This is a genomic window from Francisella sp. AG1 (genome assembly GCF_057683165.1).
In genome coordinates, this window is sequence record NZ_CM173135.1 from 1,280,613 (window position 1) to 1,293,053 (window position 12,441).

A 12,441-nucleotide genomic window follows, 5' to 3' on the forward strand; every position below is an offset into this window, starting at 1 on the left:
AAAAGATTAAATTTTCTAGAATGGTTAATTAAGCTTTAGTAGCACCCTTAGGTAAAATATTTGCTACAGCGCTTCTTTGAATTTTTACAATAATATTTTCTGCTATTTCCAAATCCACAAATGTCTCATCAATCTTAGCAATTTTACCTATCATACCACCACTAGTAACAACTTCGTCACCTTTTGCTAGTTCTGCAAGCATCTTGCGTAAGCTCTTATTCTTCTTTTGCTGAGGTCTAATAAGTAAGAACCAGAATATAGCAAAAAATACAACTAACATCAAAATAGAACTTATCGGACTACCTGCTGCCTCAGCACCGCCTGCGGCAAAAGAATTAGACGTAAATAATGCAACCGCTGCTAATGCTAATAATATTTTTTTCATTTCATCTCCTAAAGAGTAATTAAAGTTTTGAACCTAAGAATTTTACCTTAGTAAAATATTATTATCAATGCATTTATATAGTAGTTATATGAAGAAATTATTATTAGTATCTTGGGGCTTTTAGGGATGCTGAATAACTTATTATTTGACCCTGATAGTTTAAAATTTTATTAGTGCTTTTATGATTAAAATATGCCTGTAAATAAAGAAGATTCTGAGTATTATTCATAGAACAACAATAATTAGCTAATAACAATAATATAGTTAATCCGATAGTTATTTGACAATAATGTTATAATATTTAGAAAAAATGTCATCATATAGCCAAGATTTCAGAGATATCGTAATAACTAAATATAAAGAAGGCCTAACAGACAAAGAGCTAAGTAATTTTTTTAATATAGATATCCGTACTACTAGATCTTGGATAAACTTATACGAGACAACTGGTGATTATAAATCTAAGCAAGGCTTGGGTTGCGGTAGAGTAGCAACCTTTACAGATAAGGAAGCGATAGAAAGCTACTTAAGAACATATCCAGATGCAATGGCTTTAGATATTAGAGAAGCATTAGCTCCTGAAATACCTAGAAGCACATTTTATGATTGTCTTACCAGACTTGGTTTTAGTTTTTAAAAAAGACACCTAAATATAAGCAAAGAAAAGAACAAGATAGGCAAAGTTTTATAGAGGTTGTTGAGACTATTGAACCTAACAAACTTGTATATTTAGATGAAATGGGTATGGATAATAAACAGTCTGTACTAAGAGGATGGTCTCTTGTTGGTAAACCTAGCTATGGTGAAGTTATTGCTTATCAAACTCAGAGAAAAAGTATAGTTGCTGGTTATAACTATTTAGAAAAGAAGATTATAGCACCGCTAGAGTATACTGGATATACAGATACTCAAATTTTTAATCAGTGGTTTGAAGAGCATTTATGTCCTGAGTTAATTCCAAAGACTACTGTTGTTATGGATAATGCTAGTTTTCATAAGTCTCCTAAATTGGCTAAAATAGCAGAGAAGTTTGATATACAGATACTATACCTTCCTGCTTATTCTCCTGATTTAAATCCTATAGAAAAAATTTGGGCCAATTTTAAAAGAATTTTAAGAAAAGTAAATAATTCTTTTGATAATTTATCTGATGCTATTACTCACGTCTTTAGCACAATATTATCAGATTAACTATATAAGCATCTTTAAAAAATATAATTTCCACATACGACGACCTTTAACTAAATAATGATACACTGTATTATATTACGGTACATTTCAAATATAACCACTCATAGCAAATTTAAATAAAGAATTTAAATTTATCGCGTCACATCATGAGTGTTAGCTAGATTATATTTATATGGGTTATACAAGCATTGAGACATAATGCTCTTATATAGAATGATTAATATTTAACTGCTATTCCAAACAATCCTATACTTTGTCCCTCACTATTCACTATAGGAGTTTTATAGGTTTTAATCCTCACACCTCCCTTTGGCAAATCAATAGAGTAATGAGATATATGCTCATTTTTTGTTATAATTGCGAACGTATCATCAGCATTAAATAATTTTGCATGCTGTTTCCCCCAAATAAATTCCTCATCTTTTTTATACAAAAAATCTTCTTCTTTTATCCCAGTAATCGAGAATAGATTCTCAGATGCTAAAATATATTGCAAATCCAAATTTTTAATATAAAAAAATTGATTATCAATACTCAATCTTTTCAAAGCTTGAATAAAAAAATTGTCTTTCAAAAACCTATCCAATTCTAGATCCATATATTCAAACTCCCACATTTTTTTTTAGTTGATTTATTAAATATAAAATCTGATCCTTTGATTGTGACGATGAAAAAGAAATCCTAAGAATTGGCTTCCCTTTCTCAACTGTTGGGTAAGTTGCACCTAAAACTATTATTTTCTTCTGTTTGAGAAAAGACAAACATTCTTGTAATTTTTCCTCACTAGGTAATCTTACTATTCTAAATGGCAATACTGAACCTAAATAAGGATTTATATCTTCATAATTAAAATTATTATCAAAAAATTCAACATTTGAATAAAGCTTTTTTTGCAGAATACCTATCTCATCAGATAAGTGTATATCACAGCAGACATTTGTAGCCACAAGATTTGGATTAGAAATAGGACCTGAAAATGCATATGTAGTTGCATATTGTCTTATAAACTCTTGTTGCTCTTCAAATGGGGTCAACATAACTGCTCCATGTGACCCAAAAGCTTTTGTAAGGCCAGTAGAAATAAATACTCTAGCTTTTGATTGCTCCTCTATCTGGTCAATGACAAAACCACAACCATTTGCACCTAAAATCGACGTACTATGAGCATCATCAAAGTAAACATATCCCTTGTTTTTTTCTACAAATTTTACTATTTTCCTAATATCATGTACTCCCCCCATTGAGCCTAAGCTGTCGCTAATAATAAATAATGTTTTATTTTTAGCCTTAATCTTTTGATTGATTGCTAATAATTCATCATGATTAGATATATCTAAAATAGTAACTTCACAAAACTGAGCTATTATAGCGATCATACTCTTGATTGATTGATGTGAATATTTATCGATTATGCAGTGACATCCACCTTCCTTAAATTCAACCATAGGGAACTCTCTAGATAGAAGCAGTGGTAAAACACCTAAATGAACACAGTGTACATTTTGAAATTGAACTACAGAAAATGGAGAGAATATTTGCTCTAATTTTTTATCAACTACAGCCTCTAACCGTGAAAAGTTTCTTGTCCTAGCCGAGGAAAACAATAATTTCATATCGACTAAGTCTTTGTTTGATTGTATTTCCCTTATGATTCTAGTATCACTATGCAAACCCAAATATGAGCAGGAAGAAAAATATAAATAATCTTCTCCTTGATTTAATTTTATAGCTTCATCTGAATAGCTAGAATAGATATTATTAGACAAATTATATACGTTTTTTAAATTATCCCTAGAGTTTACAACTCGTCTTTGTACCCAGTTTTTTTTCAGCTCCATTTTCTTAAAATACATAAATACCTAATACTTTTTTTGGTAACCAAAAATTATAACAAAATATATTTATAATTTTAATTTATATATAGCAAATAAAATAAGTACCATAATTTAATCTAACTAGCAACAAAATCATTAAGTTTTATTATATTAGCAATTCTAGCCATGTTATTTAAACTAGCTTCATGTGACTCTTTAGTAGCAGCGTTGCACGCGTCTGCAATTACAGTAACCCTATAATCACGATCATGTAATTCTCTAACTGTCGATTCAACAACATAACTTGTTGAAACACCGCATATAACAACATGTTCAATATTATTCGCTCGTAAAATCACCTCTAAATCTGTGCCATACAATACACTAACTCTATGTTTTGTTATTACCACATCACTATCTTGGACATCCATATTTTTATGAAATTCTGTTGCCCATGTATTAAGTTTTAAAACATTATTTTTTGGCGCCAATTTAAACATTGGTGAAACCTTAGAACATTCATTATAATTTTCACTAAAGCCCACCTTAACATGGCCTATAGAAACATTACTCCGTCTTGCCCAAGCTATAAGTTTATTTGCATTATCCATAGTCCTACACTCTTTTACACGCTGAGCATTATGAGCACCAAAAGCACCATTTTCATCAACTATCTCATTTATAAAATCCGCAACTAAAACAAATGTTTTTTGCATTTAATTCTCCTTTTAAGTTTTTTTAATAACTGATAATACGCTAGATAAACATATCATCAAGATTCCACACATTTCTAAATACCCTATCGAAGTATTATAAAAAACAATATCTAAAATAGCTGCAACTACTACTGAAAAATACATCCCTGGTGCAACTAAAGCAGGATCATCCGTATATTTAAAAGCTTTTACTCTAAATATCTGAGAACTAATGCTAAATATTATTATTGCCATACACAACCATATTAATGAAGGCTGTATAAACAGATGCCTTAGATCGACCATAGAACCTACATTAAAAGGTAATATTAAAATCAATAACAAACCAATAAGTGTATATATCCATAAATTTATAATAAACACATCTTCTTTTTTGCTGGCATTATGTAGCACCACCTGAGATGAGGCATTTAAAATCCCTGAAAACAAAGCACTTATAGCATATATATTAACACCAGTATTGCCAGATCCTAAAACCAAATATATCCCTACAAAACTAACCAATATACAACTAACATTAAAATAACTAATATTCTTTTTAAAAAAAAGAAAACGTATAAAAGGAATAAATAATGGACTAGTATTAAATAATAAAATTGTAATCAATAAAGATCCCTTACTTAAACTAACAAAAAATAATACCTGGGCCAACAAGCCTAACATAACCCTAATAAGTATTGATTTCCAACCTGAGGGTGTAATTTTTTTAAATGAAGAAATACTTACAACCCACCACATAATAATAGTTCCACCGACAAAGCAAACAAACATCGTCAAGTAAACACCATCTATTTCAACCAAATATTTTCTTGCAAAAGACCCCAAAGCTATTAAAGATGCTGATAATATTATTAAAGTTAGACTTATAAGGTTATTTATAGAAATCATTATGTCATAGTTAAATTTTAAATTTATAGCAAGATAATATAGCTATTGCATAGCTATGTAAAACGATTTATCCTTACATCATGAGTAAGCTTTACTTACAAACATATGATAAAAAAGAATGATCTTCCACCACTAAATTCCCTACCAATATTCGTAGCTGTTATTAAAACCAAAAGCTACACAAGAGCAGCTGAACAGCTTTTTATAACTCACTCAGCAGTTAGTCAATCAATCAAAAAACTAGAATTACATCTTGGTAAAAAACTTTTCTTAACCGATAAAAAAACTCTTGTAATTACTGATTTAGCTCGAAATTATTATACAAAAATAGAACCTTTAATTGCTGAGATACGACTTTCAACGGATATTATCAAAGAAACTAAATCTAAAAAAATAACTATCAACTGTATGACTACACTATGTGCTAACTGGTTAATTCCCAGGCTTGACGAGCTTATAGAACACCTAAAAATAGATATTCAACTTATAACAATAGGAAGAAAAGTTGATTTTAATTATGATGATATAGATTTAAGCATAGAATATGGGTATGAAAATGAGTTTAATGAAATTGATAAGTCTAAACTGACAGAAGGAGAATTAATACTAATAACCAATTCAAAGCATAAGGGAAAAACATGCTCAGAAATTATTGCTGATCAAAAACTTATCTATGTAGATGATAAGATCAGAATCAATGATTATCACCAATGGTGTCAACATAATAAAATAATAAGTAAGCATAATAAAGAAATAGTCTTTAAAAACTCACTTCAAGCAATTAAAGCATGTTTCGCAGGAATAGGTTTTTTTATTACAGACAAACTACTCATTGAAGAGCATATCAAAAACAACTACCTATATGTTCCAGACCAAAAAAGCTATTTAACTGGTAAGTCATACTATTTACTTTCTAAAAAAAGCACATCAGAATCATTTAAGAAAACAAGTAGGCTACTAGAATCTTTTTTTAAAAAATAAATATATTTATTTAAAATTTTCTAAAAAATTTTTCAAACTCCCCTTTATCTAAAGCCTTACGAATATTTTTCATCAAATTTTGATAATAAGTTAAATTATGAATAGTATTTAACCTAGAGCCAAGAATTTCTTTAGTTTTATCAAGATGATGCAAATAACTCTTACTAAAGTTTTTACAAGTATAGCAATCACAATTAGGATCTAACGGAGAGATATCCTCTTTATGCTTAGCATTCCTAATTTTAATGACTCCTTCAGAAGTAAAAATATGCCCGTTTCTAGCATTACGCGAAGGCATAACACAATCAAACATATCAATTCCTCGATATACAGATTCAACCAAATCTTTAGGCGTACCAACTCCCATCAAGTATCTCGGCTTATCCTCTGGCATCTGATGAGCAGTATGATCCAAAATCCTAACCATATCATCTTTTGGTTCACCTACTGATAACCCACCAATTGCAAAACCATCAAAATCAATTTCTTTTAATTTTGCTAAAGATTCATCTCGTAAATGCTCATACATCCCACCTTGAATTATCCCAAATAATGCCGAAGGATTATTTCCATGTGCATCTTTAGATCTTTGTGCCCAACGCATTGATAATTCCATCGAATCTTTTGCTTCTTTTTCGGTGGCAGGATATGGTGTACATTCATCAAAACACATTACAATATCAGAACCTAAATCTCTCTGTACTTGCATCGATATTTCTGGTGATAAAAAAACTTTTGAACCATTTATTGGAGATTTAAAAGTTACACCATCCTCTGTAAGCTTACGCATTTTACCTAAACTAAAAACTTGAAAACCTCCAGAATCTGTCAAAATAGGTTTATCCCAACCATTAAAACCATGTAGTGACCCATGTTTTTTTATAATATCTGTGCCAGGACGCAACCAAAGATGAAAAGTATTACCCAGAATAATATCTGCCCCCATTTCTTTTAATTCAACTGGAGATAGTGATTTAACCGCACCATAAGTACCTACTGGCATAAATGCGGGGGTTTGAATCTCTCCTCTAGGAAAACTTATTTTTCCTCTTCTAGCCTTACCTTCTTTTTTAAGTAAATCGAATTTCATTACAGTCATAAAACCTAACCTTCTAGAACAAAAATTATTGAATAACTTTTTTAAGGTCTAATCCTATAACAAAGTTATAAAAATAGCTAGTCAAGTTACTCTCTAGATAGTATTATTCTTTATAATCATATAAATAATATATAAAATCATTGAGGGAGCTATATGAGTTTTTTAAATTTTAGCGTGTTAATATTTGCCTATTTATTAGGTTCAATAAATAGCGCTATAATCGTTTGTTATATTTTTAGGTTGCCATCCCCAAGAAGTGTTGGATCTGGGAATCCCGGTACGACAAATGTGCTTAGAATAGGAGGTAAACTACCTGCTATTATCACTTTAATATTTGATATCTTAAAAGGCTTAATACCAGTAATTATTGCTAAAATATTAACAGATAATGAATTTATAACAGCTTGTACAGCCCTCTACGCCATCCTAGGACATGTATTTCCAATTTTTTTTGGATTTAAAGGTGGTAAAGGCGTTGCAACTCTTATAGGCACTCTCTTTGGATTCGGATGGATATTAGGACTAGTATTTGTAATCACTTGGTTATGTGTCGCAATAATCACACGTTACTCATCGTTAGCTGCTCTGATAGCAACTGTTCTAGCAAGTTTTTCTGTAATATTCACATCAGACCTGCAAACAGCAATACCATTCCTAATAATAGCAATAATTATATTAATAAAGCATAAGGGAAATATTCAAAGATTAATAAGTGGTCAAGAAAGTAAAATTGGTGATAAAGCAAAGGCAAAAAATGATAAAAATTAGAAACTTAAAAAAAGAATATAAAACAAATGATGTTAGTAATCTTGTTCTTGACAATATTAACCTTGAAGTTAAACAAGGTGAGATATTTGGTATAATTGGTCATAGCGGTGCGGGCAAAAGTTCACTTTTAAGATGCTTAAATCTACTCGAACAACCAACTGATGGCTCAATTTTTATAGCTGATGAAAATATAACAAAAAAGAGTCCTAAGCAACTAAGAGCATTTCGTAAAAAAGTTGCAATGATTTTTCAACATTTTAATCTACTTTCATCTCGTAATGTTTTTGAGAATATTGCTTTACCTCTTGAAATACAAGGAGTTGCAAAAGCTGAAATAAAAAAAAGAGTTTTTGAACTTTTAGAATTAGTTGAGCTTCCAAATAAAGCAACAGCATATCCACAAGAACTTAGTGGTGGTCAAAAACAAAAAGTTGCAATTGCAAGAGCACTAGCCCTCAACCCATTAGTACTTTTATCAGATGAAGCAACATCTGCACTAGATCCTACATCTACCAAACAAATTTTAGCTTTATTAAAAAGATTAAATAAAGAGTTAGGTCTAACAATAGTCTTGATTACCCACGAGATGGATGTCGTTAGAAAAATTTGTGATCGGGTTGCTATCATTGACAAAGGCCGTATCCCTGAAGTTGGTAAAACTCTAGATATTTTTCTTGATCCTCAAATGCCAGTAACAAAATCTTTTGTCGAAACCAGCATCCATACGAAATTACCCGATTTTATAGCTAAAAAACTCCAAGATAATCCATATAGCTATGATAATACTTTTCCTGTAGTACAACTAACTTTCTATGGTGATAAAGGTAAAATGCCTATTATTGCCGAAATTTCTCGTCAATTTAATGCTACAGCAAGTATTATTCAAGCAAATATTGAGACTATTCAAGAACAAATTGTAGGTATCGCAATTTGTCATATCACGGGTGAGCGCCAAGATTGGGAAAATGCTCTAAAATTTCTTTCAAACCAAGATGTTAATTTAAAGGTGCTAGGTTATGCAACAGCAGACAATATTTAGTTTACATGAGCTTAGCCTAATAGCTCAATCAAGCTGGGAAACTATATTTATGGTTTTCATTGCTACTTTGGTAGCCGTTATTGGTGGTATTTTATTAGGTATTTTATTATATATAACACAAGATAGTAAAAATGTATTTGTTAAAAGTTTTAACAAAACATTTAGCATGATAATAAATATCACAAGAAGTATCCCCTACATTATACTTCTTATTTTGCTATACCCCCTAACAAGGATTATAGTAGGTACAACTATTGGTACGACTGCTTCGATAGTCCCCCTTGCTATAGCGGCTTTGCCATTTTATGCTCGCTTAACAGAATCAGCATTACGCGAAGTAGATAATGGCCTTATCGAAGCAGCAAAAGCTATGGGTGCATCAAAATACCAAATAATATTTAAAGTCTTACTTCCAGAATCTAAAAATTTGCTAATTGATGCAGCAACTTTAACTTGTATTTCATTAATTGGATTCTCAGCTATGGCTGGAATTGTTGGTGGTGGTGGTTTAGGAGATCTGACTTATTTTAAGGGTTATAACTATGGCAATTACACTTTACTCTTAGGTGGTGTAATAATGTTGGTTATATTTGTACAAATAACTCAATCTTTTGGTAACTACCTGATCACAGCTCGACGACTAACTTCACTATGGTTAGTATCAGCTATTTTAATATTAGCCTGTGGTACGCAAATATATCTAAATACAACTGCAAAAATTGATGCTAATGAAATAACCGTCGGATATATCACAAGCCCCCCTCAAGACAAGATTATGCAACTTAGCAAAAAAATAGCCAAAGAAAAATATAACCTAGATGTTAAGCTGGTCACTTTTGGTGATTACAATTTACCAAATAGAGCCCTTAATGATGGAGAACTACAAGCAAATGTCTTTCAACACATTCCATTTTTAGAAAACCAAATTAAACAATTTGGCTATAAAATAACCTATATTGGTAAAACCTTCTTATATCCTATGGGTATGTTTTCTAAAAAATTTAAACATATTAAACAAATTCCAAATGGTGCTACAGTGGCAATCCCTAATGACCCTACCAATCAAGGAAGAGCTTTGATGATTTTACAAGATGTTGGATTAATTAAGCTAAAAGATAATATCACCTGGAAAGCTACTATAGATAGTATAGTTAGTAATCCTAAAAATCTAAAAATCATTGCTCTTCAAGCTGATCAGATTCCTAACAACTTAGGTGATGTTGATTTTGGAATCGTTAATAATGATTATATATCTAAAGCTGGATTAAGCTTGAAAGATGCTATTTTTGTTGAACCAAAAGATTCTCCTTTTGCTAATGTTATTGCTGTGCAGGATTCTCAAAAAGATAATTCAAAGCTTAAAGAATACGTTAAAGCTCTCAATAATGATCAAATCTTAGAAGAAGCTAGTAAATATTATCCAAATGGTGCAGCTATAGCTGAATGGTAATAACTTTCTAATTATTATTTTATAATCTTATTATTATATGTTTTAATTTATTCAAACTCATAAAACATTTTTACTAAATTGTGGCAAGTATTAATAAACAAATTGGTTGTATTTTTCTAATTATTGGAACTTCTCTTGGCGGAGGCATTCTTGCTATACCAATGATTCTCTCACATTTTGGAGCAATGATTGGTTGTATAGTAATGTTTTTAATGTGGTTATTGATGACCTACTCAACTCTCGCTGTTGCAGAAGCATGCCTTCATTTTGAAAGAGGTATTAGCTATTTAGGCTTAGCTCATAAATTATTTAAAAAACCTGGAATAATTTTAGTATACATATGTGCTTTTGGTATACTTTATGGGATGTTAGCAGCATATATATCTGCTATTGGAGCATCTTTTGAAAGTTTATTACATATAAACTATATATTTATTGAAATTGGCTTTGTAATAATTTTTGGTGGATTTATTCTAAAAGGCACTAATTATGCTGAATGGCTAAATAGGGTTTTTTTGAGTCTCAAACTTATAACAATACTATTTACGATAGCATTATTATTTAAATCAATAAATTTAGTAAATTTAGATAAGCATAGTTTTAGCAGTCTTAAACATTTAATAATTGCTCTTCCTATATTAGCTACAACATTCTCAGCACATATAATAATCCCTACTGTAGTAAACTATATCGGACCACACCCAAAGGATATAAGGCGGATTATAATAACTGCTTCGCTTATTATACTTTTTATTTATGTGTGCTGGATTGTTGCTATATTTGGCAATATTGCTATTTATGGTGATAAAAATAGTTTTATAACGATACTAAAGTCATTAAACTCAGAGGATAGTGTCTCTCAACTTATATATATACTTAAAGCAAATATAAAATCTTCACAAATAATAACTTTGATATATACATTTATATCAATCTCTGTAACCACTGCTTTTATCACCCTTTCACTAGCTTTAAAAGATTTAATATTAGATAAATATAAGATGGATAATATACCAAAAATATACAAAAACTTATTATTAAGTTTTTTTACTTTTTATACTCCCTATTGTTTTAAATTATTACTTCAAAAAACTCTTTTTAATTGCACTATCTGTAGTCGGACTATTCTCACTTATAATGCTAGTATCTTGCCCTTTAAATATGGTTAGAATTTTGCGTAAAAATAAGTATAAAATAATATATAAATCTATGAGAAATGGTAAACTCAATGCTTTAGCACTAACAATTGCTATTATTATTATTATTTTTCAAACTATATACTTTAAGCATTCTTTTTATATCTAAAAATAGATAAAATATAATTAATATAATCAATCAAATATAAAGGAAAGAATATGCAACATTCATCAGAATTTCTAAAATTAGTCAAAGATGCAAAAACAAGAATAAAAGAGTGTACAGTTGATGACATCCAAAAAATGAATGAAACAGAAACTCTGGATGGGCTGCTTATAGATACTCGTGAAGAATCAGAATTTGCTAATGGATACATCCCTAATGCGATACATATTAGTAAAGGATTAATTGAGTGTCAAATAGAGCAGCTTATTCCCAATAAGAATCAAAAAATGTATTTTTATTGTGGTGGTGGCTTTCGTTCTGCTTTGGTTGCTGATTTGCTTCAGAGTATGGGGTACAAAAATACAATATCTATCGATGGTGGTTGGCGTAGCTGGAATATGAAAAGCTATCCTATAGCAAAACCGGAAGAATTTATGCCAAAAGGTTACATACATCTAATAAATAATGCTAGAGAAAAAATTCCTGAAGTAACAGCTACGGAAATCCATAATATGTTTGATGGTAACAATCTCGATGGTGTAATTATAGATGTACGAGAAGATTCTGAATTTAATAGATTTCATATTCCAGGAGCTACTCATCTTAGCAAAGGCCAAATAGAAGTAAAAATAGAAAATTTAATACCAAACAAAGACCAAAAAATTTATTTATATTGTGGATCTGGTTATCGTTCATTACTTGCCGGAGTTAATTTACAAAAGATGGGGTATGTAAATATTTATTCTATGGCTGGTGGAATTAAAGAAGGCTGGCTAGCAAATAATTATGCCATAACTCATGAATAAGG

12 protein-coding genes and 1 pseudogene are annotated in these 12,441 nt (G+C 30.3%); 7 read left to right on the forward strand and 6 right to left on the reverse strand.

All coding sequences use genetic code 11. The features are described from left to right. Positions 1–28: 28 nt before the first annotated feature. Complete coding sequence (gene yajC / locus ACR0PV_RS06690) at positions 29–385, reverse strand: preprotein translocase subunit YajC (RefSeq protein ID WP_488172363.1); 357 nt, start codon at positions 383–385, stop codon at positions 29–31. A gap of 310 nt (positions 386–695) precedes the next feature. On the opposite strand from yajC, the gene ACR0PV_RS06695 reads away from it, so the two are divergent. Continuing rightward, positions 696–1,576, forward strand: a protein-coding gene (locus ACR0PV_RS06695) for an IS630 family transposase (protein ID WP_488172153.1) whose coding sequence is annotated in 2 segments (ribosomal slippage) — positions 696–1,020 and positions 1,020–1,576 — 882 coding nt in all. Because the reading frame shifts where the segments join, the coding sequence is not laid out codon by codon here. Between the two features lie 217 nt (positions 1,577–1,793). On the opposite strand, the gene ACR0PV_RS06700 is transcribed toward ACR0PV_RS06695, so the two are convergent. From ACR0PV_RS06700 to ACR0PV_RS06715, 4 genes are all read right to left on the reverse strand, one after another. After that, positions 1,794–2,174, reverse strand: a complete 381-nt coding sequence (locus tag ACR0PV_RS06700; protein WP_488172364.1) for a hypothetical protein — start codon at positions 2,172–2,174, stop codon at positions 1,794–1,796. A 4-nt stretch (positions 2,175–2,178) separates the two neighbouring features. Continuing rightward, on the reverse strand, positions 2,179–3,429 hold the full coding sequence (locus tag ACR0PV_RS06705) for an aminotransferase class I/II-fold pyridoxal phosphate-dependent enzyme (RefSeq protein ID WP_488172365.1): 1,251 nt from the start codon (positions 3,427–3,429) through the stop codon (positions 2,179–2,181). Between the two features lie 98 nt (positions 3,430–3,527). Continuing rightward, positions 3,528–4,106, reverse strand: coding sequence for a cysteine hydrolase family protein (locus ACR0PV_RS06710; protein ID WP_488172366.1), 579 nt, complete (start codon positions 4,104–4,106; stop codon positions 3,528–3,530). A gap of 12 nt (positions 4,107–4,118) precedes the next feature. After that, positions 4,119–4,994, reverse strand: a complete 876-nt coding sequence (locus ACR0PV_RS06715) for a DMT family transporter (protein ID WP_488172367.1) — start codon at positions 4,992–4,994, stop codon at positions 4,119–4,121. A 105-nt stretch (positions 4,995–5,099) separates the two neighbouring features. Here ACR0PV_RS06715 and ACR0PV_RS06720 point away from each other — a divergent pair, with 105 nt between their 5' ends. Continuing rightward, the gene (locus ACR0PV_RS06720; RefSeq protein ID WP_488172368.1) at positions 5,100–5,975 is read left to right on the forward strand and encodes a LysR family transcriptional regulator; all 876 of its coding nucleotides are present in this window, start codon (positions 5,100–5,102) and stop codon (positions 5,973–5,975) included. A 10-nt stretch (positions 5,976–5,985) separates the two neighbouring features. Here the strand turns inward: ACR0PV_RS06720 and tgt are convergent, their stop codons facing one another. Next, complete coding sequence (gene tgt / locus ACR0PV_RS06725) at positions 5,986–7,074, reverse strand: tRNA guanosine(34) transglycosylase Tgt (protein ID WP_488172369.1); 1,089 nt, start codon at positions 7,072–7,074, stop codon at positions 5,986–5,988. Positions 7,075–7,227: 153 nt separating this feature from the next. On the opposite strand from tgt, the gene plsY reads away from it, so the two are divergent. The 5 genes and pseudogenes from plsY to ACR0PV_RS06750 all read left to right on the forward strand — a co-directional run bounded on the left by plsY (position 7,228) and on the right by ACR0PV_RS06750 (position 12,439). Then, entirely contained in the window at positions 7,228–7,842 is a 615-nt protein-coding gene (plsY, locus tag ACR0PV_RS06730) for a glycerol-3-phosphate 1-O-acyltransferase PlsY (RefSeq protein ID WP_488172370.1), read from the forward strand. Next, entirely contained in the window at positions 7,829–8,881 is a 1,053-nt protein-coding gene (locus ACR0PV_RS06735) for a methionine ABC transporter ATP-binding protein (protein WP_488172371.1), read from the forward strand. The genes plsY and ACR0PV_RS06735 overlap by 14 nt, the downstream gene beginning before the upstream one ends. After that, on the forward strand, positions 8,859–10,331 hold the full coding sequence (locus ACR0PV_RS06740; RefSeq protein ID WP_488172372.1) for a MetQ/NlpA family lipoprotein: 1,473 nt from the start codon (positions 8,859–8,861) through the stop codon (positions 10,329–10,331). The genes ACR0PV_RS06735 and ACR0PV_RS06740 overlap by 23 nt, the downstream gene beginning before the upstream one ends. An 80-nt stretch (positions 10,332–10,411) precedes the next feature. After that, positions 10,412–11,636 (forward strand): annotated as a pseudogene (locus ACR0PV_RS06745) (aromatic amino acid transport family protein). 50 nt (positions 11,637–11,686) lie between these two features. Further along, positions 11,687–12,439 (forward strand): rhodanese-like domain-containing protein, encoded by a 753-nt coding sequence (locus tag ACR0PV_RS06750; RefSeq protein ID WP_488172373.1) that lies wholly within the window; start codon positions 11,687–11,689, stop codon positions 12,437–12,439. The last annotated feature ends 2 nt before the right edge of the window (positions 12,440–12,441 follow it).

Excerpts from the sequence above, each read along its gene's own strand:
- yajC (WP_488172363.1), bottom strand. The coding sequence starts at position 385 with ATGAAAAAAATATTATTAGCATTAGCAGCGGTTGCATTATTTACGTCT.
- ACR0PV_RS06700 (WP_488172364.1), bottom strand. The coding sequence starts at position 2,174 with ATGGATCTAGAATTGGATAGGTTTTTGAAAGACAATTTTTTTATTCAA.
- ACR0PV_RS06705 (WP_488172365.1), bottom strand. The coding sequence starts at position 3,429 with ATGTATTTTAAGAAAATGGAGCTGAAAAAAAACTGGGTACAAAGACGA.
- ACR0PV_RS06710 (WP_488172366.1), bottom strand. The coding sequence starts at position 4,106 with ATGCAAAAAACATTTGTTTTAGTTGCGGATTTTATAAATGAGATAGTT.
- ACR0PV_RS06715 (WP_488172367.1), bottom strand. The coding sequence starts at position 4,994 with ATGATTTCTATAAATAACCTTATAAGTCTAACTTTAATAATATTATCA.
- ACR0PV_RS06720 (WP_488172368.1), top strand. The coding sequence starts at position 5,100 with ATGATAAAAAAGAATGATCTTCCACCACTAAATTCCCTACCAATATTC.
- tgt (WP_488172369.1), bottom strand. The coding sequence starts at position 7,074 with ATGACTGTAATGAAATTCGATTTACTTAAAAAAGAAGGTAAGGCTAGA.
- plsY (WP_488172370.1), top strand. The coding sequence starts at position 7,228 with ATGAGTTTTTTAAATTTTAGCGTGTTAATATTTGCCTATTTATTAGGT.
- ACR0PV_RS06735 (WP_488172371.1), top strand. The coding sequence starts at position 7,829 with ATGATAAAAATTAGAAACTTAAAAAAAGAATATAAAACAAATGATGTT.
- ACR0PV_RS06740 (WP_488172372.1), top strand. The coding sequence starts at position 8,859 with ATGCAACAGCAGACAATATTTAGTTTACATGAGCTTAGCCTAATAGCT.
- ACR0PV_RS06750 (WP_488172373.1), top strand. The coding sequence starts at position 11,687 with ATGCAACATTCATCAGAATTTCTAAAATTAGTCAAAGATGCAAAAACA.